At 73.9% G+C, this 23861-nt stretch carries 15 protein-coding genes and 1 tRNA gene; 7 read left to right on the top strand and 9 right to left on the bottom strand.

Translation table 11 applies throughout. The features are described 5' to 3' along the window. The first annotated feature begins 78 nt into the window (after positions 1 to 78). The 4 genes from polX (at position 79) to PS271_RS27515 (ending at position 4052) form a co-directional block, all read left to right on the top strand. Positions 79 to 1803, top strand: coding sequence for a DNA polymerase/3'-5' exonuclease PolX (gene polX, locus PS271_RS27500; protein ID WP_398385546.1), 1725 nt, complete (start codon positions 79 to 81; stop codon positions 1801 to 1803). 221 nt (positions 1804 to 2024) lie between these two features. Beyond that, the gene (locus PS271_RS27505) at positions 2025 to 3422 is read left to right on the top strand and encodes a condensation domain-containing protein (protein WP_398385548.1); all 1398 of its coding nucleotides are present in this window, start codon (positions 2025 to 2027) and stop codon (positions 3420 to 3422) included. A gap of 138 nt (positions 3423 to 3560) precedes the next feature. Beyond that, positions 3561 to 3968 (top strand): septal ring lytic transglycosylase RlpA family protein, encoded by a 408-nt coding sequence (locus PS271_RS27510; RefSeq protein ID WP_398385549.1) that lies wholly within the window; start codon positions 3561 to 3563, stop codon positions 3966 to 3968. Between the two features lie 10 nt (positions 3969 to 3978). Next, positions 3979 to 4052 (top strand) — tRNA-Lys (locus tag PS271_RS27515). Positions 4053 to 4147: 95 nt separating this feature from the next. On the opposite strand, the gene PS271_RS27520 is transcribed toward PS271_RS27515, so the two are convergent. After that, positions 4148 to 5134 (bottom strand): trypsin-like serine peptidase, encoded by a 987-nt coding sequence (locus PS271_RS27520; RefSeq protein ID WP_398385550.1) that lies wholly within the window; start codon positions 5132 to 5134, stop codon positions 4148 to 4150. 245 nt (positions 5135 to 5379) lie between these two features. Between PS271_RS27520 and PS271_RS27525 the strand changes: the two genes are divergently transcribed. Then, on the top strand, positions 5380 to 7356 hold the full coding sequence (locus tag PS271_RS27525; protein WP_398385552.1) for an ATP-binding cassette domain-containing protein: 1977 nt from the start codon (positions 5380 to 5382) through the stop codon (positions 7354 to 7356). 86 nt (positions 7357 to 7442) lie between these two features. Continuing rightward, positions 7443 to 8645: a serine hydrolase domain-containing protein gene (locus tag PS271_RS27530; protein ID WP_398385554.1), complete on the top strand. Its 1203-nt coding sequence runs from the start codon at positions 7443 to 7445 to the stop codon at positions 8643 to 8645. Between the two features lie 32 nt (positions 8646 to 8677). On the opposite strand, the gene PS271_RS27535 is transcribed toward PS271_RS27530, so the two are convergent. The 3 genes from PS271_RS27535 to PS271_RS27545 all read right to left on the bottom strand — a co-directional run bounded on the left by PS271_RS27535 (position 8678) and on the right by PS271_RS27545 (position 19218). Further along, entirely contained in the window at positions 8678 to 9208 is a 531-nt protein-coding gene (locus PS271_RS27535; RefSeq protein ID WP_398387091.1) for a TerD family protein, read from the bottom strand. A gap of 111 nt (positions 9209 to 9319) precedes the next feature. Further along, on the bottom strand, positions 9320 to 11617 hold the full coding sequence (locus PS271_RS27540; protein WP_398385556.1) for an MMPL family transporter: 2298 nt from the start codon (positions 11615 to 11617) through the stop codon (positions 9320 to 9322). Continuing rightward, the gene (locus PS271_RS27545; protein WP_398385558.1) at positions 11611 to 19218 is read right to left on the bottom strand and encodes an SDR family NAD(P)-dependent oxidoreductase; all 7608 of its coding nucleotides are present in this window, start codon (positions 19216 to 19218) and stop codon (positions 11611 to 11613) included. The genes PS271_RS27540 and PS271_RS27545 overlap by 7 nt, the downstream gene beginning before the upstream one ends. Positions 19219 to 19430: 212 nt before the next feature. Here PS271_RS27545 and PS271_RS27550 point away from each other — a divergent pair, with 212 nt between their 5' ends. Next, entirely contained in the window at positions 19431 to 19838 is a 408-nt protein-coding gene (locus PS271_RS27550) for a rodlin (RefSeq protein WP_398385560.1), read from the top strand. A gap of 29 nt (positions 19839 to 19867) precedes the next feature. Here the strand turns inward: PS271_RS27550 and PS271_RS27555 are convergent, their stop codons facing one another. The 5 genes from PS271_RS27555 to PS271_RS27575 all read right to left on the bottom strand — a co-directional run bounded on the left by PS271_RS27555 (position 19868) and on the right by PS271_RS27575 (position 23826). Next, entirely contained in the window at positions 19868 to 20242 is a 375-nt protein-coding gene (locus PS271_RS27555) for a hypothetical protein (RefSeq protein ID WP_120756352.1), read from the bottom strand. Then, a complete protein-coding gene (locus PS271_RS27560; RefSeq protein WP_398385562.1) occupies positions 20239 to 20727 on the bottom strand; it encodes a roadblock/LC7 domain-containing protein in 489 nt (162 codons plus the stop codon). The genes PS271_RS27555 and PS271_RS27560 overlap by 4 nt, the downstream gene beginning before the upstream one ends. A gap of 44 nt (positions 20728 to 20771) precedes the next feature. Further along, on the bottom strand, positions 20772 to 21584 hold the full coding sequence (locus PS271_RS27565) for a transcriptional regulator (protein ID WP_398385564.1): 813 nt from the start codon (positions 21582 to 21584) through the stop codon (positions 20772 to 20774). Further along, the gene (locus PS271_RS27570) at positions 21581 to 21964 is read right to left on the bottom strand and encodes a hypothetical protein (protein ID WP_398385565.1); all 384 of its coding nucleotides are present in this window, start codon (positions 21962 to 21964) and stop codon (positions 21581 to 21583) included. Before PS271_RS27570 ends, PS271_RS27565 begins: the two co-directional genes overlap by 4 nt. Positions 21965 to 22215: 251 nt before the next feature. Then, entirely contained in the window at positions 22216 to 23826 is a 1611-nt protein-coding gene (locus PS271_RS27575; protein ID WP_398385566.1) for a M4 family metallopeptidase, read from the bottom strand. Positions 23827 to 23861 lie beyond the last annotated feature (35 nt).

The following is a 23861-nucleotide window of genomic DNA, read 5'->3' on the forward strand; positions in this document are numbered from 1 at the left end:
CCCCCGTGTCCCATTGTAGAAATGGTGGTATTTCCCGAGGAATGTGTGGGCCGGGGCCCCACGGGGAACAGCAGACCCATGGCCCGGCCCAACGAAGAGGTCGAGGCGCTGCTGCAGGAGTACGCCGACCTCGTCACCATCACCGGCGGCGACGCCTACAAGGCGCGCGCCTACGAGAAGGCCGCCCGCGCGATCGGCGGCCACCACGCCGACGTCTCCCGCCTCGACCTCAAGGGGCTCCTCGATATCCCCGGCGTCGGCAAGTCGATCGCCGAGAAGGTCCTCGAATACCTGAGCACCGGCCGCGTCTCCATGATCGAAGAGGCCCGGACGGTCATCCCCGCCGGCGTGCGCGAGCTGATCTCCATCCCCATGCTCGGCCCCAAGAAGGCCATGGTCCTCTACGAGGAGCTGCACATCTCCTCCGTCGACCAGCTCCTCGACGCCCTCCACGACCACAAGCTCCGCGACCTCAAGGGCTTCGGCGCCCGCACCGAGGAGAACATCCTGCACGGCATCGCGCTGTTGCAGCAGGCCGGAGGCCGCATCCTGATCGACGCCGCCATGGACGTCGCCGAACAGATCACCGCCGAGCTCTCCGGCGTGGCCGGGTGCGAGCGGTGCGCGTACGCCGGATCGCTGCGCCGGATGCGCGAGACCATCGGCGACGTCGACATCCTCGTCGCCGCCGACCGCTCCGCCCCGCTGATGGAGGCCATCACCGAGCTCCCGGTCACCGCCGAGGTCATCGCCCACGGCGAGAAGAAGACCTCCATCCGCACGACCAAGGGCCTTCAAGTCGACCTGCGCGTCCTGCCGCCGGACGCCTGGGGAGCGGGCCTGCTGTACTTCACCGGCTCCAAGGCGCACAACATCCGCATCCGCGAGATCGCCGTCCGCCACAAGTACAAGCTCTCCGAGTACGGCCTCTTCCACGCCAAGAGCGGCAAGAAGATCGTCTCGGCGACCGAGGAGGAGATCTACGCCCGCCTCGGCCTGCCCTGGATCCCGCCCACCCTGCGGGAGGACCGCGGCGAGATCGCGGCCGGGCTGCGCGACGAGCTGCCGGAGCTCGTGACCGAGGACGACATCCGCGGCGACCTGCACACCCACACCGACCTCACGGACGGCGTCGCCCCACTGGAGAAGATGGTCGCCGCCGCGGCCGGGCAGGGCTACGCGTACTACGCCGTCACCGACCACGCCCCGAACCTGTACATGCAGCGCATGACCGACGCCAAGATCCTCGCCCAGCGGGAACAGGTCCGGGCCCTGGACGGCAAGCACCGGCGGATGCGGCTCCTGCACGGCACGGAGCTGAACATCGGCCCCGACGGCGACCTGGACTGGCCGGACGACTTCCTGGCCGGCTTCGACCTCTGCGTGGCCTCCGTCCACTCCCACTTCAACCAGACCCGCGACGAACTGACCCGCCGGCTGATCCGCGCCTGCGAAAACCCGCACGTGGCGGTCATCGGCCACCCCACGACCCGGCAGATCGGCAAACGCCCCGGCATCGACGCCGACTTCGACGCGGTCTTCGAGGCCTGCGCCCGCACCGGCACGGCCCTGGAGATCAACTCCCACCCGCAGCGGCTGGACCTGTGCGACGAGGACATCCTGCGCGCCAAGCGCTACGGCGTGAAGTTCGCGATCAGCACCGACGCCCACTCGGTGACCCACCTGCCGTACATGCGCTACGGCGTGGGCACGGCCCAGCGCGGCTGGCTGACGAAGGACGACGTCATCAACACCTGGCCCTTGCAGAAGCTGCGGCACTTCCTGCGGCCGGGAACCCGCTGATCAGAGCTCCGCCACTCCACAAGAGGGCGGAGCTCATCGGCACGCTCAGAGCGCTCGGGCCGTGACGATCAAGGTCCCTAGGTTCTCGGGGCCGGGCTCCCCGCCACCCAACCGCCCCGCTCCCAGCGCGTCCCCGGTCCGCCGGCGTTTCCTTGCGTTCGTCCGATCGTTGATCCGGCATTGAGCAATCCGGGGGCATGCGAACGGAGAGTCCCGTGCGAATGACCGACATCCAGCGTTGCGAGATCCGGCCCGGCCGGCTGGTGGAGTGGACGCTGCACCCGACGGCTGTCGAGGCCGCGCTGAGCCTGCCGGACGATCGCCGTCCACCCGCGTACGTGCAGGAGTCCCACGTGCGGACGGCGCGATCGGTGCGCCAGGACGGCCTGTTCGTGCCGACCTGGCTGGGCACGGCCTTCGACATCCCCGGGCAGGTCGACCTCGACGCCCTCCAAGTCGCCTTGAGAGCCTGGACACTTCGGCACGAGACGCTGCGCAGCGGATTCCGCTGGGCAGGCGACGAGATGCGGCGCTTCACGCTGGAAGCCGACGCCGTCGTGCTGCACCGCGAGGACGTCGGCCACTTCGCCGACGCGGAGACGCTGACCCGCTACCTCCAGGACCGCTTCGACACCGCGGCGGACGCGCTCAGCTGGCCGAACTTCATCTTCACGGCCGTCGTCAGGGACGACGGCACGAGCGTGTACATGGCCTTCGACCACAGCAACGTCGACTCGTACTCGATCCAGCGCATCACCGCCGAGATCCACGAGCTCTACGCCGCCGCCCTGGAAGGGCGCGCCGTGGCCGCGGCGCCGGCCGCCAGTTACGTCGACTTCTGCGCGTCCGAGCGCACGGACGCCGACCGGATCGACGACACACATGCGATCGTGTCCCGCTGGCGGGAGTTCATCGACCGGTGCGACGGAAAGCTGCCGAACTTCCCCGTCGACCTCGGCCTCGACCCCGAAGGGCCGCTGCCGACCCAGAAGTTCCTGCACGAGATGCTCGTGGACGACGCCGACGCGGCGGCCTTCGAGGCGTACTGCCGCCCGTACGGCGGAAGCCTGGTGGGCGTCCTCGCGGCCGTCGGCCTCATCGTCCGCGAGATCGGCGGGGTGCAGGTGTACCGCACGGTGGTGCCGTTCCACACGCGGGTGAAGTCCCAGTGGTCGGACTCGGTGGGCTGGTACGTGGGCGGCGCGCCGATCGAGGTGCCCGTGGCGCAGGCGCCGGACTTCGACGGCGCCCTGGAGATGGTCCGTACCGCGCTGCGGGAGAACAGGCTGCTGGCGCGGATGCCCATCGCCCGCGTCCTCCACCTGCTGGGCTCCGACTTCCGGCCCACCTCCCCCGACATGTACTCGATCATGTCGTTCGTCGACGGGCGCGGCACCCCGGGCTCGGAGCGCTGGCAGGACCTCAAGGCGTACGGGCTGATCCGGGTGTCCTACGGCGACCAGGTGTGCGCGTGGATCACCAGGCTCCACGAGGGCATGCAGTTCGCCTGCCGCTATCCGGACACCGATGTCGCGTACAAGAACATGCGGCTGTGCATCGAGCGGCTGCGGGAATTCATCGTGACCGTGGCACGGCAGGAGCTGGTCAGCCGCGTCTAGGCCGCCTGACGCCGCGGGGCCCTGCGGCCGATCGGCTGCTCCGCCGCGCCGCGAGGAGTGGAATCCGCCGGGAACGGTCACGATTCTCCACACCCGCGAGCGGCAGGACCGCCGTCCCGACCCACCGGAGCGGAAGCCATGACGCACCCCCGGTCGCCCGGCCGCGCGACGGCCGCCGTCGCGCTGGCCGCGGCCCTGGCCCCGTCAGCCGCCCTGCCGGCCCGCGCCGAGGGTGGCGGGCCGCCGCGCAGCTGTATCGCGTCGTGGTACGGCGCGCCGGAGGAGCGGCTCGACGGCTGGCCCACCGCGAGCGGCGAGCCGTTCGACCCGGAGGCGATGACGGCCGCGAGCCGTGACCTGCCGTTCGGCACCCGCGTACGCGTCACGAACGCCGGGACGGGCGACTCGGTCCTGGTGCGGATCAACGACAGGGGGCCGCGGGACGCGCGCCGCTGCATCGACCTGACCCGGGGTGCCTTCGGTGAGATCGCCGCCCTCAGAGTGGGACTCCTCCGGGTGAACCTGACACCTTCACTCGTAAGGTAGTATTTCTTTCGCGCCGCTAGCTCAGTTGGTTAGAGCGGCTGACTCTTAATCAGCAGGTCCGGGGTTCGAGTCCCTGGTGGCGCACTGGAGAGCAGGGCCCCCGCCGGATGGCGGGGGCCCTGTCCGCTGTCCGGGCGCACCGGTCAGCTCGTCTGCGCCGGTCAGCTCGTCCGCATCCGTCAGCTCGTCTGCGCCTGCTCGTAGAGGGCCTTGACCTCGTCGCCGAAGTACGGGCCGAACATCGTGTTCGGCAGGAACGTGTACCCGAAGCTGTTCACCGACGCCTGCAGGCCGGTGCCGGTGGCCTCGTCGAACGACGCGAACCAGGGGCCGCCGCTGGAGCCTCCGGTCATGTTGCAGCTCAGTCCGTGGTCCTTGGTGAGCAGGAAGTCCTTGGTGGAGTTCCCGCTGCAGTGGATGAGCTTGGTGCCGTCGTACGGGGCTGCCGCGGGGAACCCGAAGGAGTACATGGGCTTGTTGTAGGCGCCGTTGAACTGCACGCCCTGGCCGCCCACGGCGTCGCCGAGCCGCTTGCCGCCGAGCGGGGCGACGACCGCGGCGCCGACGTCGTAGTTCATGTCCTCACTGGCCACCCACTGGGGCGTGGAGAGCGTCTTGGTGGCCGTCCAGGTGCCGTAGGGCGTCTGCCCGTCGTGGTAGCCGGGGGCGAAGGTCCAGTTGGTGTGCCAGTTGCCCTGGTACTTGACGCAGTGCCCGGCCGTGATCACGGTGCTGCCGTTGCTGCTGGTGACGGCGTCGCCCGAGCAGGAGGCGTTGCGGCCCTGCATGGTGAAGAACACCCGGCCCGAGGTCTTCGTGACGGCGCCTCCGCCGGTCCACGGCCCGCCCTGCTGCGGGAAGGCGGCGAGGGACCCGGCTGCCGGGGCGGTGGCGGCGACCGTGCGGACCTCGCCCCGGGCGACGGGTGCGGTGAGCGTGCCGGGGGCCGCGGCGGGCAGGTCGAGCGGCACGGCGGCGCGCATCCGCTCGGGGGTCCAGTAGTCGCTGACGGCCTGCCGGTCGGCAGGCGCGGCGGCCGCGGTGTGCACGGCGGGCGCGGCGGCCCGGGCCGGGGCGGTTCCGGCCGCCGCGGCCTGCGTGCCCGCGGCGACCAGGGCGCAGGCGGCGAGCAGCACACCTGCTGTCGTACGTCGGGATCGTCTCACGCGTACTCCTTCCACATGCCTGTTCGCGTGTGCTCGTTCTGCGTGCTCCTTCTGCGGTACGGATACGGCGGGTTGAGGGCGGGTGGACCGGCCGGGGGTGCGTGGGGCTGCGTGGGCAGGGTGCCACGAGTGCCCAACTATTGACAGGGGCGCGTCAAGCGTGAGGTGCCGGTGGTGCGTGACGGGCAGTCAGAAGAACCCCGTTCGAGTGGATTGAGGGCGTTCACCCGTACCGCACGCGCGCCATGCGCCATCGTGCAGGCGGTCACCTTCGGAAACCAGACCATCACCATCCGCAACCAAGGGGATTCACGTTGTCCGCCGAAACCACCGAGACCTCCGAGGTACACGAGGAATTACGCTTCCGCTCCCCGACCCTGACCGCCTTCCAGAGGAGCCCGCTCACCGCCCGCGCGATGGGCCGGCGCCTGCCCCGGCTGGTCCGCAAGGCGCTGGGCCTCGCCTGGCACGTGGACAGACGCGCCGTCCTGGCCCTCCTCGCCTGCCAGCTGCTGTCCGGCGCCTTCGAGGCCTTCGGCCTCCTCGCCACCAGCAGCACCATCACGGCCCTCATCACCGCGGGCCACATGCAGGACCGGCTCATGGACGCCCTGCCCTCCATCGGCCTCCTCGCCGGCGCCGCCGGAACCCGGGCCCTGCTCGCCATCGCCGTCAGCAACATCTCCAGCCGGCTGGCACCCCGGATCTCCCGCGAGGCCGAGCTGGAAATGCTCGACGCGGCCATCAACGCCGAGCTCGCGGCCTACGACCACCCCGGCTTCAACGACAAGCGCGAGGCCGCGGACCGCGGCGCCGACGTCGCCCAGGACCTGCTGACCGAGTCCCAGGACCTCATGGCCTGCCTCGCGTCACTCGTCGCCGCCGCCGGCGTGGTCACACTCCTGCACCCCGTCCTGCTGCCGCTCCTGCTGCTGGCCACCCTCCCGCAGGGCATCGCGAGCGTGAAGGCCGCGCGCGTCCACTACCAGACCTCCCGCGCGCTGAGCGCGGACCGCCGGGTGCTCAGCCACCTGCGCTGGCACGTCACCGACAAGGTCTTCGCCGACCAGCTGCGCTCGGGCACCATGGCCGGCTTCCTCCTCGGCCGCTACCGCTCGATCAGCGACCGCATCCACACCGCTACCGACCGGGCCGTCCACCAAGGCGCCCGGTACGCCCTCGCGGGCGCCGTGGCCGGCGGGATCGCCTCCGGCCTGGTGTGGGCCGCGCTGGCCCTCCTGCTCGGCACGGGACACATGTCGCTCGCCTCGGCCGGGACGGCGGTCTTCGCCCTGCGCTCGGTCGGCTCGTCCCTGCGGGGCATGGTCGGCTACGGCGCGCGCCTGTTCCGCACCGGTCTCTATCTTGATGACTGGGCCGAGTTCATCGACGAGGCCGGCGGCCACCGGTTGCAGCGCGGCACGCTCGCGCCCGCGTCCCCCCTGGCCGTCCGGGCCGAGTCCCTCACCTTCTGCTATCCCGGCTCGGACCGCCCGGTGCTGCACGACGTCAGCCTGGAGGTGCGGCGCGGCGAGGTGCTGGCCCTGGTGGGGGAGAACGGCTCGGGCAAGACGACCCTCAGCAAGCTCCTGGCCGGGCTGTACCTGCCCACCAGCGGCAAGGTCACCTGGGACGGCGCCGGCACGGGCGAGTTCGACCCGCAGGCGCTGTGGCGGCAGACCGCCGTCGTCCCGCAGGACTTCGCCCACTGGCCCCTGTCCGCCCGCGACAACATCACCCTCGGGCAGGCCCACGAAGGGGACGGTGCCGTCCACGAAGCCGCCGCGCACGCCGGCGCCGACGAAGTCGTCAAGGAGCTCCGCAGCGGGCTCGACACCCTCCTCGCCCGCGAGTGGTTCGGCGGCGTGGAGCTCTCCGGCGGCCAGTGGCAGCGCATCGCCATCGCCCGCGCCTTCTACCGCCCGGCAGGCCTGCTCGTCATGGACGAACCCACCAGCGCCCTGGACGCCCGGGCCGAGCACCGCATCTTCGCGGGGCTGCGCAAGGTCGCCCAGCAGCGGGCCGTCGTCCTCGTCACCCACCGCCTGGCCAACGTGGCCGTCGCCGACCGCGTCGTGGTCCTCGACCACGGGCGCGTCATCCAGCAGGGCACCTTCGCCGAGCTGGTCGAAGCCCCCGGTCTCTTCCGGGAGCTGTGGACCCTGCAGGCCGACCGCGGGGTCCCCGCGGCGCACGAGGAGGCGGACCGCGCCGTGCTCTGACCGTGCCCGGCTCCCCTGCACCCCGCCTCCGGTCCGTATCCGTATCCGTACCGAACCCGCCGACCCCTGTAAGAAGGAGGGCTGTCATGACGAAGCGTCCGCCGAGGGCGGTCCGTGCGGCGAGAGCCGCACTGGCCGTGCTCCTGACCGCTGCCGCGATGGCAGGGGCCGCCCTGACGGCTCCCGCTCCGGCGGGCGCCGCCGTCCACGCCGGGGCCGCCGCACCCGGCGGCGGGCACGAGCGCACCCAAGCGGCCCTGGACGCCGCCGTCACGGCCGGCGTCCCCGGCGTCATCGCCCTCGCCCGCGGCCCGCGCGGCACCTGGCACGGCACCGCGGGCGTCGCCGACCTGTCCACCCATCGCCCCAGGCTGCCCGGAGAGCACTTCCGTGCCGGCAGCATCGTCAAGCCCTTCATCTCCACCGTCATCCTCCAGCTGGAGGCCGAGCACCGGCTCACCCTGGGCGACACCGTCGAGAAGTGGCTGCCGGGTCTGGTGCGCGGGCACGGCAACGACGGCCGAAGGATCACCCTGCGCCAGCTCCTCAACCACACCAGCGGGCTCTACGACTACACCAGCGACCCGGAAATCCTGCGGAACCTCACCACCACCGCGTTCCTCCAGCACCGCTACGACCCCTGGACGCCCGAACAGATCGTGCGGACCGCGACGGCTCACGCGCCGGACTTCCCGCCCGGCACCCGCTACTCCTACAGCCCCACCGGCTACGTCCTCGCCGCCCTCGTGATGGAGAAGGCGACCGGCCGGTCCTACGAGGAGGAGGTGGAGCGCCGCATCATCAGCCCGCTCGGCCTGCGCTCCACCCGCCTGCCGGGCCACGAGCGCACGCTCCCGGCCCCCGCGGGACGCAGCTACAGCCGGTTCACCGACGACCCGGACCACAAGATGTACGACGTCACCGACCTAGATCCGTCCCTGATCCGGGGTACGGGCGACCTGATCACCAGCCCCGCCGACCTCGACCGCTTCCTCACCGCCCTGCTGCGGGGCAGGCTGCTGCCGCCGGCCCAGCAGCGGGAGCTGAAGTCGACCGTCCCGACCGGAGAGGACCCCGGCGTGGAATACGGGCTGGGGCTGTTCCACTTCACGCTCTGCGGCATGGAGCTGTGGGGGCACACCGGCTTCTTCATCGGCACGCAGAGCGTCGCCTACGTCTCCGCGGACACCCGGCGCAGCCTCGTCTTCAACTTCAGCACCGACGCCCTGGGCGACAGCAGCGCCGCCGGTGACGTGATCAAAGCGGAGTTCTGCCCGGCCGTGAAGTAGCCGGGCAGAACTCCGGGGTCACGCCCTGCCCGTCACGCGCCGCCCATCACCGCGGCGAACTCCTCCGGGTCCGCGTCGAATCCCCGGACGGCGCGGCGGCACTCCCACACGCCCCTGCTGTCGCGGACGAACTCCACCACCGTCGCCGCCGTGGCCCCGGCGACACCGGCGAAGTCGTCCACGACCAGCTCGGTGTAGCCCTCCACGACCCGCACCCCGGTGTTCGGCACGTCCCCGAAGGTCTTGCGTCCGCCGCTCTGCTGGATGGCCACCCCCACGACGACACGGGCGTACGAGGACGAGAGCCGGTCGAGCTCCAGCGTCATGACCTCGTCGGCGCCGAAGCCCGCGCCGGTGCGGCTGTCACGGTTGAGGTTGATGGTGCCGTCGGGCGAGAGCCGGCTGTCGAAGTGCACGAGATAGGCGGCCTTTCCGTGCGGCGCCTCCGTGCTGTAGGTCCCCGCGATGATGTCGAGGTCGTTGTCGGGCATCCCCAGTGGGCTCGGATCCCACTTCAGCGACACCTGCACTTTGCCCAGCCCCTTGCTGAGGCTGCCGCTCATCTCCTTGTTGAGTCCGCTCACCGGACGTCCCCTCCCGTTCCTTCGTCCTCGTGCTCCCCCACCTTGCCGCCGGAACCGTTCGTGCCGCTACCCCGGGTGGAGAAGCGAAGGTCAGGAGAGCTCCTCCCCGGGAGAGGTGCTGAGGTGACCGCCGCCGGGCGCCGTGGCCGAGCGGCGGGGGAAGGACGGCAGCCACCAGTTGGCGCGGCCCGCCAGGCGCATGACGGCGGGTACGAGGAGCGGGCGGATCACCACCGTGTCCAGGACGACCGACAGGGCCGTCGTGACGGCGAGGAGCTTGACGAAGGCGACCTCGGCCGTGGCCAGGGCGAGCAGCACGACCAGGACGAGCGCGGCGGAGGCCGTGAACAGCGGGCCCGCCGCCTGGAGTCCCGCGGCCGTGGCCCGTACGGTGTCGCCGGTGCGGGCGTGGGCCTCGCTGATCCGGGCCAGCAACAGGATCTCGTAGTCCAGGGACAGGCCGAACGCGAGGCAGAACGTGATCACGGGCACGACGACGCTGATCGTGCCCGTGGGCGTGAAGTCGCCGACCAGCCACTTCAGGTGGCCCTGCTGGAAGACGAACACCATGGCGCCGAACGACGCGGTCAGGCTGAGGAGGTTGACCGCGAGGGCCTTCAGCGGCAGGAACACGCTCCGGGTGAACGCGAGGAGCAGCAGGAACGTGGCGGCGGCCATCGCGCCCAGCGTCCACGGCAGCCGCCGGGCGAGGGTGTCGCGGGCGTCCTGGAACTGGGCCGTCGGCCCGCCGGCGAGTACAGGGGCGGGTGCGCGGGCCGCGCGGAGCCGGTCGGTGAGCGCGGCGGACTCCGGGGCGTACGGGTCGGCCGTGCCGCTGACCGCCAGCCAGGTGCCGGCGGGGGAGGTGAAGGTCCGCAGGGCCGGGCAGTGCGGCAGGGTGCCGGGCGCGGGGGGCGCCTCGGCCGCGCAGGCGAGGGGGACGTCCTGGCCCTGGACGTAGGAGCCGGTCGCGGTCCGCACGCCCAGGACGCCCGGCAGGAGCGAGACGCGCCGGGCGTACGTGTCGAGCTCGCCGACCCGGTCGCGGCCGTCGGGCCGCCATCCCGGCAGGACCACTTCGACGGGGTTGCGCAGCTGCGGGAAGCCGTCGCGCAGCTCCTGGGTGGCCCGGACCTCGGGGGCGTCGCGGGGCAGCACCCGGTCGTCGCTGAAGCCGAAGGCGACCTGGCGGAAGGGGAGCGCGAGGACGAGCAGGGCTCCGGTGGTGACCACCGTGACCAGTACCGGGCGGCGCATCACCCGCAGGGCCAGCCGCCGCCAGCCGTCCCGTGGCCGCTCCGGCGGGCGGCGCAGGCGGGCGAACAGGTCGCCCCGGCCGATCGCCCGGGGGAAGCAGGACAGCGCCGCGGGGACGAGCAGCAGGGCCGCGACGGCCGCCAGCAGCACCACGCCGGCCCCCGCGTAGGCCATCGAGCGCAGGATGTACAGGGGGAACAGCAGCAGGCCGAGCATGCAGAGCACCACGGCCGCCGCCGAGACGGCCACGATCCGCCCGGCCGTGCGGACCGCGCTCAGCACGGCCTCTTCCTGGGGCCGTCCCGCGGCGATCTCTTCGCGGTAGCGCGCCACCAGGTAGAGGCTGTAGTCGATGGCGATGGCGAGCCCCACCGCGGCCGTGATGTTCAGCGCGAACGCCGACACCTCCGTCACGGCGGTCAGGGCGCGCAGCACGGCCAGCGTGCCGGCCACCGCGACCGCGCCCACGGCGAGCGGCAGGCAGGCCGCGGCGGCGCTCCCGAAGACGAACAGCAGGAGCAGCAAGGTGGCGGGAACGGCGAGGAGTTCGGTCCGCAGCAGGTCGCGTTCGCTGTAGCGCTCCAGGGCCTGGTCGAGGACGGCGTGCCCGGTGACCTGCACCCGCAGGGGAGCGCGGGGCGCGGTGGCGGCCGGCAGGAGGCGCTCGACGGTCGCCCGTGCGGCCCGCCCGCCGCCTTCCAGGCGCACCGACACGAGCGCGGTGCGGGCGTCGGCCGAGCGCAGCGCTGCGTCGTCCACGGTGCTGCCGGCTCCGGGCGTACGGCACGCGCCGCGGGGGACGGGGCCGGTCCAGTAGGAGTCCACGCCGGTGACCCCGGCCTCGCGGCACAGGCGGCCGACGAGGGCGAGGCCCGCGGCGCGGGCGGCCGGCGTGTCGACCGAGTCCGGGGCGCGGGCCAGCAGGACGACGTCGGGCGCGCCCGCGTGGAACCGTCCGGTCAGCAGGGCCTCGGCGCGGGCCGAGGGCGAGCCGGGCGCCGTCCAGCCGCCGCTCGCCAGCCGGGCCGCCACATCGTGGCCGAGCAGCCCGCAGGCCACGGCGGCCAGCGCGGCCAGGACGAGGACCGTACGGCAGTGGCGCGTGCTGAAGCGGGCCAGGGACGTCAGCACGGCGGTGCCTGCTCGGCCTGGTCGGCGGCGGGTCCGTGCTGCGAGGGAACGCCCGGGGCCTCCGAGACCGCAGGGAGGAGAGTGGCCGGCGAGGCTTGTGCGCCGGGGGCGGCGCCCGAGGTACCGGGTCGCAGCCGCAAGTGGACGATGCGCGCGATGTCGGCGGCCGTGCCGCCGCCGCGCATCAGCTCCATGGGCGGCACCCGGACGTCGAAGCGCCGGTGCAGCGTCGCGAGGAACTCGGCGGCCATGAGGGAGTCCACGCCGTACTCCTCGATGCGCCGCCCCGCGTCGATCCGCGCGGGGTCGAGGTGGAGGACGTCGGCGAGGATCCGCACCAGCTGGCCGGTGATCGTGCGCAGCGCGTCCGCGGGCGGCATCGCCGCGAGCGCCTGGACGATCTCCGCGTGGGTGTGGCCGGTCTCCTCGTCGGGCTCGGGGACGAGCTGCCCGTACCGGGGTGCGGCGAGCGCGGGCAGACAGGCGCGCAGCCGCGCCCAGTTGTACCGGCCGACCCCCGCGACCTCCGTGCCGTCGCCCAGCAGCACGCCGGCCGCGTCGAACACCTCGCGCGGGGAGAGCGTCTCCAGGCCGCCGCTCTCCAGGGCGGGGGCGAGGCCGTTGCGGGCGACGTAGCCGGTGCCGCCGAGGGCACCCCAGCCCACGGCCAGGCCCGGCTCGCCGTCCCGCCGGCGCCTGCGGACGAGTGCTTCGAGGAAGAGGTTGCCCGCGGCGTAGGGGGCCTGGGTGACCTGCCCGACGCGGGCGGCGACGGAGGAGAACACCAGGAACAGGTCCAGGTCCTCCCGGCCGCGCGTGAGCGCGTCGAGCACGGCCCCGCCGGCGGCCTTGGGGGCCAGGACGGCGCGGAAGCGGTCGTCGCTGAGCGACTCCAGCGGGGCGTCGTCCAGGTGCATCGCGCAGTGCACCACGCCGCGCAGCCGGTGCCCGCCCGCGTCGATCTCCTCCACGATCCGCCGCATGGACGGCAGGTCGGCGACGTCCGCCGCGTAGGGCACGGCGTGCACGCCGCGCTGCTCCAGAGCAGCGAGCAGCGTCTCGCAGCCGGGAGTACGCGGCCCCCGCCGTCCCACGAGGGCCAGGCGGCGCGCGCCGTGGTCGGCGAGCCAGTGCGCGGTGGCCGCGCCGTAGCCGCCGAGGCCTCCGGTGACGAGGTACGTGGCCTCGGGGTCGAAGCGCGGAGCGTGGGCCCGGGGTTCGATCAGGACGGGCTCGTCGAGCGGGTCGAAGGAGACGACGACCTTGCCGGTGTGCCGGGAGTGCTGGAGCAGCCGGAAGGCGTCCTCGGCGCGGGCGGCGGGGAAGACGGTGTGCGGCAGCGGCCGGTAGTCCCCGGCCCGGATGCGCTCGCCGACCTCGGCGAACAGGCGGGCCGCCCGCTGCGGGTCGGCCAGCAGCGCGAGGAGGTTGACGCCGAAGAACGCGAGGTCGCGTTCGAAGGGGCGCAGCAGCAGCCGGTTGTTGTCCAGGATGTCGCGCTTGCCGAGCTCGACGAAGCGGCCGCCCGGCCGCAGCAGCTCCAGGCTGCGGGAGACGGCCTCGCCCGCGAGGGAGTTGAGGACGACGTCGACGCCGCGCCCGCCGGTGAGCTCCCGCACCCGGGCGGCGAAGGCCAGGCTGCGCGAGTCCAGGACGTGCTCGACGCCCAGGGCGCGCAGCAGGTCGCGCTTGGCGGGGCTGCCGGCGGTGGCGATGACCTGTGCCCCCCGCAGCCGCGCGAACTGCAGCGCCGCGAGGCCCACGCCGCCCGCTCCGCCGTGCACGAGCACGGTCTCCCCGGCCGCGAGCCCGGCCTGCCATCCCAGGCCGTAGTGGACGGTCAGGAACACCGCGGGCAGGGTCGCCGCCTCGGCGAAGCCCATCGCGTCGGGCATCCTGGCCACGGCGCCGGCGGCGGTGACCCCGTGCGAGGCCAGGCAGCCGGAGCCGCTGGCGAACACCCGCTCGCCCACGGCGATGCCCGTGACGCCCGGTCCGACGGCCGCGACCGTCCCCGCGCACTCCAGCCCGTACACCGCCTCGAAGCGCCCGTCGGCGGAGTCCTCGCCGGCCATGGCGCCCGTGGCCAGGACCACGTCGTGGTAGTTCAGCGCGGCCGCCCGCACGGCGACCAGCACCTGCCCCGGGCCCGGAGCCGGCCGGTCCGTCTCCACCCAGGCCGGCCGGAAGGACAGCCCGGGCTCGCGGACCTCCAGGACGAACGCGCCGGCCGCGGAGGCGGGCACGAGGGGCCGGGGGAAGTCCCGGTCGCGCGGGACGAACCGGCCGCCGCAGCGCGTCAGGACGACCTCGGACTCCTCCGAGGCGGCGAGGAGCTCCCGGGCGAGGCGGTCGGCGTCGGCCGCCGTGTCGCCGCCGCGCGCCAGGGACACGCGGCGCGTCGTCAGCGCGGGCTGCTCGTTGCCCAGGCACTGCACCACGCCCCATGCGGCGGCGTCCACGGGATCGACGGCGTCAGCGGCACCGGGCCCGTCCGGCCCGGGCTCCGGCACCGCGCCGCAAGGCCGCGTCACGAGCCACAGCGCGACGCTCTGGCCGCCCGTCAGCCGCCCGCACGCCACGGCCAGGGCGCGCAGCACCGCGCTGCGCCGCGTCGTCCGCTCGGTCACGTCGTCGCCGGCGGCAGGGGCGAGCACGAGGACGATCACCGTCTCCCGGGACAGCAGCGGGGCCCACGCGCCGGGGTCCTCACTGGCCACGGTGGTGTGCACCTCCACGGCGTCGGCCGCGTGCAGGAGGCCCGCGGTGGCCCCCGCCAGCCCGTTCTCCTCCGGGGTCTCGGCCACCACGACCCAGGAGGTGCCGATGCCGGAGGCGGGCAGTGCCGGAGCCCGCACCGGCAGGTCGGCGCGGGCGGCCAGGAACACCGAGTAGTCCTCGCGGGCCGGCTCGGCGTCGTCGCCGGTCCGCACGGTGCCCGTGAAGCCGCAGCGCGCGAGGAGCGCGGCCCACTCCTCGCGGCCGAGCAGCGGGGAGCGGGGCCGCAGCCCGGTGTCCGTGCGGTTCCGGAAGCTCTCCAGCGTGCCGAAGAACGGCAGCAGGCACAGCGGGTCGTGGGTCTCCAGCACCAGCAGCCGGCCGCCCGGGGCCGTCAGCGACGCCACCCGCCGCACGGCGGCTTCCAGGTCCCCGGCGGCGTGCAGGGAGTTCGCCGCGACCACCAGGTCGAAGCCGCCCTCGGGCAGGTCCTGGCCCGCGGGGTCGGCGTCCACGTCGAAGGTGCGGTAGTCCACGAAGTCGTACGGGGCGAAGCGCTGCCGGGCCCGCGCGAAGCACGACGGTGACACGTCCGTGAAGAGGTAGCGGGTGCGGTCGGCCGGCAGCAGCGGCAGCAGGGCCGCGGTGGTCCCGCCGGTGCCCGCGCCGACCTCCAGCACTCGCAGCGGCCGGCCGGCCGGCAGCGCCGCCACGATCTCCCGCACCAGCGCCTGCGCGACGCGGTTGTGGAAGCGCAGCACCGGCGCCACGTCGTAGAACTGTTCGAGGGTCGACGTCGCGCCCTCGGCCCCCAGCAGGTCCAGCGGGTCGCGCGCGCCCTTCAGGACCTCGCCCAGGTGCAGGAACTGGCGGACGAGCAGGGTGAGTTCCGTGGCGAACGCCGGCTGCTCGTGCAGGGCCTCGCGCAGCATCCCGACCGCGCACCGGGGCTCGTCCTGCCGCAGCCAGCGGCCGTCCGGCTCCTGCCGCACCAGCCCGTGCTCCGTCATCGCGGCCAGCATGAGCTCCATGGGCTGCCGGTGCCTCGGCAGCATCCCGCCCGCGACCAGGTCCCCCACCGTGAACGAGCCGTTCCCCTCCGGCAGGAGACCGCCGAGCGCGGCGGCGTAGGCGTGGGCCGCCGCCTCCTGCACCCGGGCGGCGAAGCGCGGGTAGCCGGCCGTGCGCCAGTCGCGGCGCAGGGCCAGGACCCGGTTCGCCGCCCGCTCGGCGACCTCCCGCGGCGCCGGCCCGGCGAGGGGCTCCTGCGGGTCGCCGGGGTGCGGGGCCGCGCGCAGCACCGTCTCCTGGCGGGTCACGGGCGTGCGCCGGACGCCCGTCAGGCGCCGCATCCGGCACCCCTCCAGCTCCACCGCGACGGCGCCGTCCGCGTCGGTGAGGGCGATGTCCCAGCACACCTCCGTCGCCGTCCGGCCGCGCTCGCGCACGTGGACCGCCCCCTCGGCCGCCGGGGCGCGCCAGACGCGGACCGCGTCCATCGCCGTCGGCAAGTACGTGTGCCCCGCGAGGATCTCGTCGTCCAGCAGCGGGGCCCCCGCCTGCACCGCGCCGTCCAGCAGGGCGGGGCTGATCTCCAGTCCGTCCAGGGGGCCGTGGCCGGCGTAGGCCGCGACGACCTCGCCCTCGCCGGCCCACAGCTCCGTCAGCACCTGAAAGGACGGCCCGTAGCCGAGCCCGGCCTCGCCGACCCGCCGGTAGTGCTCCTCGCCGGTCACCCGGCGGCCGCAGCGGGCCCGCGCACCGGCCAGGTCCGCCGGCGCCGGGGGCTGTCCCCACCGGGCCCGTACGCGCCCGCGCGCGTGCCGGCTCTGCCCCGTCGTCTGGTCGTCCGTGCTGCTGATCAGCACCACCCCGTCCTCGGGGTCGAAAGACACCTGCGTGTGCACCGTGCCCGGCTCGCCCCACGGCACGAACAGCGGCCGCACGAACTCCAGGTGGTCGGCCTCCACCGCCGTGTCCAGCACCCGGCGGCCCGCCGCCAGCGCCATCTCCACGTAGGCGGTCGCGGGCATCACGACCGACCCGCCGAGCCGGTGGTCGGCGGCCCACGGCAGCCGCGCCGGCTCGACCGCGCCGTGCCACACCGGCAGCGGCGCCGGCATGCGCTCGCCCAGCAGCGGGTGCTCCGTGCGGCCGTCCCCGCTGCTGCGCACCCACGACTCCGGCCCGCCGCTCCAGTGCCGTTCGCGCTGCCAGGGGTAGGCCGGCAGGGACGCCACCCGGCCCGGGCGCGGGAAGAGCGCGCCCCAGTCGGCCCGGGCCCCGGCCGCGAGCAGCCCGGCCACCGCGGTGCGCAGCGCCCGCACGCCGTCGTCGCCCTTGCGCAGCGTACGGGCCACCACCCGCGGTCCGGGCGCCGCGTGACCGGCGGTGACGCGGCGCAGGTAGCTCTGCAGGACCGGCTGCGGGCCGATCTCCAGGAAGATGTCGGCGCCCTGCTCCAGGGCGCCCTCGGCGGCGTCGGAGAACAGCACCGGCTCGCGGACGTTGCGCCACCAGTAGTCCGCGTCGAGCTCGGGCCCCTCCAGCGGCTTGCCCGTGACGGTCGACAGCAGCGGCATCTGTGCGGGGGAGGGGCTCAGCGCGGCGAGGGCGGCGTGCAGGGGAGCGCGCAGCGGATCCATGGCCGCGCTGTGGAACGCGTGGTCCAGGTCGAGCTCCGCGCACACCACGCCCCGCCCCGCAAGATCGCCCAGCAGCCGGTACAGCTGCTTCTGCGGGCCGGCGACCGTCACGTCCCGGCGGGAGTTGACCCCCGCCACCTCCAGCCCCGGGTACCCGGCCAGCAACTCCTCGGCCTGCTCACGGGACATGCCCACGGCCGCCATCCGGCCGCACCCGGCCAGCGGCGCCTGCGCGCGGCTGCGCTCGGCGATCACCCACGCCGCCTCGCCGAGCCCGAGCGCCCCCGCCGCATGCGCGGCCGCCACCTCGCCGACGCTGTGGCCCAGCACGACCGACGGCGTGATGCCGTGGGCGCGCAGCACGGCCACCAGGCCTGTCTGGAGCGCGAACAGCAGCGGCTGGGCCACCTCCGTGGCCCTCATGCGCTCGGGCGACGCCCCGGCGAGCTCCTTGACCACCGACCACCCGACGTGCGGCGCGAGCTCCTCGTCCACGGCCTCGACCGCTGACCGGAAGACCGGGTCCGCCAGCAAGTCCGCCCCCATGCCCGCCCACTGCGATCCGTTGCCGCAGAACGCGAACGCGATCCGGCCGTCCCGGACCGCCTCCCCCGTCACGGCCTCCGCGGCCGGCACCTCCGCCGGCGACTGAGGGGGGAGCGCGGCGCGCGGGGCGAGCCGCGCCAGCGCCTGCGCGGCCTCCCGCGGGCCGCCGGCCAGCACCGCCGCGCGCAGGGGATGCTTCCCGCGGCGCGCACAACTGGTGTGCGCGAGGTCGTAGAAGTCGTCCGGACGGGCCTTCGCCAGCTGCTCCGCGGCCCGCGCCGCCGCCTGCGCCAGCGCCTCGGGCGTCCGCGCGGAGACCACGAACGGCAGCGACCGCGCACGGCCCGCCCCCCGTCGGGCCCGCGGCGGGGGCGGCGGGGCGGCCGTGACCACGGCGTGGGCGTTCGCGCCCCCGAAGCCGAAGGAGTTGACGCCCACCACCGGCCGCCCCGCGTCGCCGTCGACCGGCCGCGCCTCCGTGGCCGGGGCCAGCCCCAGGCCCGCGAAGTCGATCCCCGGATGGAGCGGCAGGGCGTGCAGCGTGGCCGGGATCCTGCGGTGCCGCAGCACCAGGAGCGCCTTGAGCAGCCCGGCCATTCCCGAAGCCGGCTCCAGGTGCCCCAGGTTGGACTTCACCGAACCCACCGGCAGCGCACCCCGCCGGCGCCGCCTCCCCAGCGCCCGGCCGACCGCCTCGCACTCGGCCGGATCCCCCGCGGAGGTCCCCGTCCCGTGCGCCTCCAGGTAGACCACCTCGTCGGGGTCCACGCCCGCCTGCGCGTACACCGACGTCAACAGGGCTTCCTGCGCCCGCGGGTTCGGCAGCGACAGTCCCGCCGTCCGGCCGTCGCTGTTGGCGGCCGTCGCCAGGATCACTCCGTGGATCCGGTCCCCGTCGGCCAGCGCGTCCCGCAGCAGCTTCAGTACGACGACCCCGCCGCCCTCCGCCCGTACGTAGCCGTCGGCCGCCGCCGAGAACGGCGCGCACCGCCCGCGCGGCGACAGCATCGACGCCTGCGAGAACCCGACGAACGGATAAGGGCTGAGCAGGACGTTGACGCCCGCCGACACGGCCGTGCGGCTGGTGCCCTCGCGCAGCGTGCGGCAGGCCCGGTCCAGGGCCACCAGCGCCGAGGAGCACGCGGTGTCGACGGCCATGCTCGGGCCGCGCAGGTCGAAGGCGTACGAGATGCGGTTCGCCGCGATCGACGCCGCGCCGCCCGCCATGGTGTAGGCGTCGACGCCCTCGATCCGCAGCATCTGCTGGGCGCCGTAAGAGGTGTCGGAGATCCCCACGTACACGGCGGTGTCCGAACCGGCCAGCGCCGCCGGGTCGATCGCGGCGTCGTCGAGGGCCTCGGCCGTCAGCTCCAGCAGCAGCCGCTGCTGGGGGTCCATCTGCGCCGCTTCCCTGGGCGAGATGCCGAAGTAGCCGGCGTCGAAGCCCGCGATGTCGTCCAGGAACCCGCCCGCCGCCGTACGGCTCTTGCCGGGGCGCGGGGCCGAGGAGTCCACGAAGCGGGCCGTCTCGAACCGGTCCTCCGGCACCCGCGTGATCAGGTCCCGGCCCCGCTCCAGGGCCTCCCACAGCGCCGCCATGCCGTCGATGCCGCCGGGCAGCCGGCAGGCCGCCCCGACGACGGCCACGGCCCGGTCGTCCCGCGCCGAATCCTCTGAGCTCTCCGGATGCACGCGTACGACCTTTCCTGGCGGACCGGGTTCGCGGGGCTCATGGCCGAGCCCCACGGTTGGTGACGCACCGCATCTTGTCGGTGACGCATGGTGCGTGCAAGCGGCCCGCCGGGCAGCGGTCGAATGGGTGACAAGCCGGAACATTTACGGCATCGGGGAGTTAGTCAGTGCGCGTTCCCCCGGGAACCGCGGACCCAGTGAAAGGTGCTGAAGTGCTGAAGAGGGTGATGGCCGCAACGGCCTTGACGGCCTCCGCCGTCGGCATGATCGCCGGCCCCGCCGCGGCCGTCGGCGACGGCCGGGACGTGGCCAACGCCAACGGCGCGTACAACGGCCGCGGCGAGACGCTCACCGGCGGCCACATGAGCCCGCAGATGACGGCGCTCCAGGGCACGCTCAACGACCTGTGCATCGGCGTCGGCAAGCTCGGCGTGCAGTCGCTCCTGCTGCTCATCAACGTCGGCATCCAGGACCTCCCGGTCCTCACGTCGCAGCAACAGCAGCAGTGCACCAGCGGTTCGGTGACCGAGAACGGCAACAACCCGCTGTCGCACCTCGCCGACCGCATCTCGCTGCTGAACCACAACGGCAGCGGCAACAGCAGCGGCAAGCGCCACTAGACCGGGGTCAGACCTCCAGTAGACCGGGGTCAGACCTCCAGTTCCGCCTCTATCCGCTTCAGCTGGTGGCGCGCCATCGCGAGATTGGCGCGCCGCGAGTCCAGCACCAGGTAGAGGAAGAGGCCGTTGCCGCCGCGGCCGGTCAGCAGCCGGATCAGGTGGTACTGCCCGCCGAGGGTGATGAGGATGTCCTCGATGGCGTCCTGGATGTTCAGCATCTCCATCGTGCGCAGCTTCGCGCGGACCACGTCCGTGTTGCCCGCCGCGGCCACGTTGAGGTCGAGCGACTGGGATCCGCCGAGCGTGCCCAGCGCCATGCCGCTGCCGTAGTCGACGAGTGCCACGCCGAGGGCGCCCTCGATCGAGCCCATCGCGTCCTTGAGGGCGGTTTCGGTGTTCGTCATGAAGAGACTCCGTTCTCGTTGCCGGGGTTTCCGTTGCCGGGCCGGTGGCCGGGGCGTGCGGGCAGGGGCGACCGGGAGGGCGGCGGCGGGGCCGCGGCCCGTTCCCGGCGGTCGGCGGGCCCGCCGGTCAGCGGGGCGATCCGCGCCCCGGCCCGGCGGGCCTCCAGGTTCAGCCGGCCGACGTTGGCGTCGGCCGTGGCCAGGAGCGTGAGCACGGACGAGGGCCCGGCCGCGTACGTCGCGACGTAGCCGTGCTCGCCGCGGACGAGCAGTTCGCGGAAGCCGCCGTGGCCCACGGCATCGGTCAGCCGCGCGCCGACCCCGAGCGCCGCCGCGGTCAGGGCGGCCACGCCGTCCGGCTCCATGCCGGTGACCAGATGGGCGATCACCAGCCCGTCCGTGCTGGCCACCATCGCCCCGGTCAGGTGCGGAACCCGGGCCCGTAACCCCTCGAGTTCGGCGAGCACCTCGGGTGCGGCGGTCATCTGCTGTCTCCTTCCGGCGAACGGTCTGAAAGCGCGCCTCACCGTCACAGGGCCTCCAGGGCGTCGCGGATCCGGTAGAGCAGGGAGAGCTCCGGAGCCGCGGGAGGCGGCGGCACCGGAGCGGTCGGGGCGTCCGCACAGGGCGTGCGGACGAGGCCGGCGGCGGCCAGCCGCCGCACGTCGAGGAGGGTCGCGAAGGCCGGGCGCCCGAGGTCCCGCGCGATCTGCACGGGGGTGCGGACGCCGTCGGCGGCCGCGAGCACCGCCCGGCGCCCGACCGCCTGGGCCGGGCCGGCCCCGTCGCCGCCGGAGGTGCGCACCACCGGGGCGGCGTCCACCTCCGGGCGCGGCCAGGCCCGTTCCAGCAGCCGCCGCCTGCGGACGACCTCCCGCCGCAGCAGCGGTACGGGCACGGGGCGGATGGGCCCCAGCCAGTGCCGGGCCCCGCCGAGGAAGCGGTCGGGGGCGCGCAGGCCCGGGCCGAGCGGGGAGAGGACGAAGTAGGCCGCGTCGAACAGCGCGCTCAGGTGGCACAGTTCCAGCTCGCCGCGGCTCAGCCGGCCGCGCTCGACGAGGAGGCTGCCCGCGCGGTAGCCGGGCCCGCCCTCCGCGACCGCCTCCTCCCACGCCTGCGGCGACAGCCTGCCCCGGGCGGTCAGCCGCCTCCCCAGGTCGGGCACGGCGGGGCTCTCGGCGTGCACCACGGCGCCGTCGGCGAGGTAGAGCGCGCCGGCGCAGCCGTGCAGGGCGCCGGTGGCCCGCTCGGAAGCGAGCCGGTCCAGTGTGCGTCCGGCCGTCTCGGATGCCGGTTCGGCGGCGTCCGCGGATATCGGGCCGGTTAAGCCGGGGGCCTTCATGCCAGGACCAGCCTGTCCGTGAGGCTCTTGAGCCGGAACAGGGCGACGGCGAGATTCGCCTCGGCGCGGTCCAGCCACAGGTAGAGGAAGACGCTGCTGTCGAAATCCGTCTCCACGAAACGGACGAGGTGGTAGCTGCCGCGCGCGGTGACGATCAGGTCCTCGACGGGGCCGGTCCGCGCCGTGGCCCCGGTGAACGCGCTGTTCTCGAAGGCGAGCCGGGCCAGCTCCGCGGTGTCGGCGGCCGCGCTCTCGTGGTCGCGCCCGGGGCCCTCGCCCGCCTCGCCCAGCGCGAGCCCGCTCGTCCAGTCCACGAGGCTCGCGCCCCGCGCGCCCGGGATGGTCATGGCCTCGGCCAGGCACCCGTCGATACCGGTCACACGATCCTCTCCAGCCCCCCGTGCCCGATTACCAGTGGCGTGTCCGCTGCGACGGAAGGTAATCGATGACAGCACTGTGGGGCGAGAGTTTTGGCATTTTCTCTCGGCACATGTGGGGGCGAGTGTATGGCGGGATGTGGACGGTCGGCGGACGGCGCGGGAACGGCCCGGGAGCGATCCGGGCACGCCGAGGGGCCCGCCCCCTGTGGAGGTGGGGACGGGCCCGGAAGGGGCACCCGGCGATGCCGGCCCTACTTGACGTTGACGGCGCTCCAGGCCGCCGCAACGGTCTTGTACTCGGTGCTCGTGGTGCCGTACAGGGCGCCCGCGGCCGACAGCGTCGCGGTGCGCGCGGCCTTGTAGTTGGTGTTGGACGTCATGTACGTGGAGAGGGCCTTGTACCAGATCTTGACGGCCTTGTCCCGGCCGATTCCGGTGACCTTGGAGCCGTCGGCCGTCGGGCTGTCGTACTGCACGCCGTTGATCTTCTTCGCGCCGCTGCCCTCGGCCAGCAGGTAGAAGAAGTGGTTGGCGACGCCCGAGGAGTAGTGGACGTCCTTGCCGCCCACGCCGCTGGACCAGTTGTCGGCGGAGTTGCCGTCCTTCGACGGCTTGTCCATGTAGCGCAGCGGCTTGCCGTTGCCGAAGATGTCGATCTTCTCGCCGATGAGGTAGTCGCCGACGTCCGAGGAGTTGTTGGCGTAGAACTCCACCGCGGTGCCGAAGATGTCCGACGTCGCCTCGTTCAGGCCGCCCGACTCGCCGCTGTAGACCAGCTTCGCGGTCGCGGCCGTCACGCCGTGGCTCATCTCGTGGCCCGCGACGTCGATGGCCGTGAGCGGCTTCTTGTTGCCCGACCCGTCGCCGTAGGTCATGCAGAAGCAGGCGTCGCTCCAGAACGCGTTGACGTAGCTGTTGCCGTAGTGGGCGCGGGAGTAGGCGCCCTTGCCGTCGTTGCGGATGCCGTTGCGGCCGAGGAAGTTCTTGTAGAAGTCCCAGGTGACGGCCGCGCCGTAGTGCGCGTCGACGCCCGCGGTCTGGCGGCCGCCGCCCCAGGTGTCGGTCGCGTTGGTGTAGAGCGTGCCCGTGCCGGACGTGCCCTGGTTGAGGTCGTACGTCTTGTGGCCGCCGCGCGCGCCGTCGGTGAGCTGGTAGCTGCTGCCGCTCTTGGTCGTGGTGAGCGGCACGGTGCCGCTGTACTGGCTGGTGCCGGTGCCCGTCTCGATCGCTTCGTGGCGGAAGAGCTCGGCGCCGGTGGCGGCGTCGGTGACGACGTGCAGCTCGCTCGGCGTGCCGTCGCGCTGGACGCCCTCGACGACGGTCTCGTAGGCGAGGACCGGGGTGCCGGCGGCGGCCCAGACGACCTTGCGCGGGGTGCCGGCGGAGGGCTTCGCGGTGTGCGCCGAAGAGGCGGCCGACAGGGCGGTCTTCGCCGCGGCCGATGCGGGCTGCCGCGCGTCGGTCGAGGCGAGGGCGAGGGTCGCTTCGGTGGCCTTGGTGACGGTGGTGCGGCCGGCCTTGTCCCGGTGGACGACGAGGTCGCCGCCGAGGACCGGGAGGCCGTCGTAGGTGCGCTCGTAGCGGGTGTGCACCGTGCCGTCCGCGTCCTTGACGACGTCGCGGACGACCAGCTTCTCCTTGGCGCCGAGGCCGATGCGCCCGGCGGTGGCACTCGCCTGGTCCTGGGCGGTGCGTATCTCGGAGGCCCGCTGGTCGGGGCTCAGTTGGACCGCCATGGCGCCGGGGCCGCGGTCGGCCTGGGCACCGGCCACCCCGGTCTGCACGGCGACGGCGCACAGGGCGGCGGAGGCGAGGAGGGCGGTGGTGCGGACGGTGTGGCTGCGGGGGGTTATGCGTCTCAACTCTGTCTCCTAGCAGGGGCGCCGGGCCGCGGCCC

This window comes from Streptomyces sp. SCA2-17, assembly GCF_044336695.1.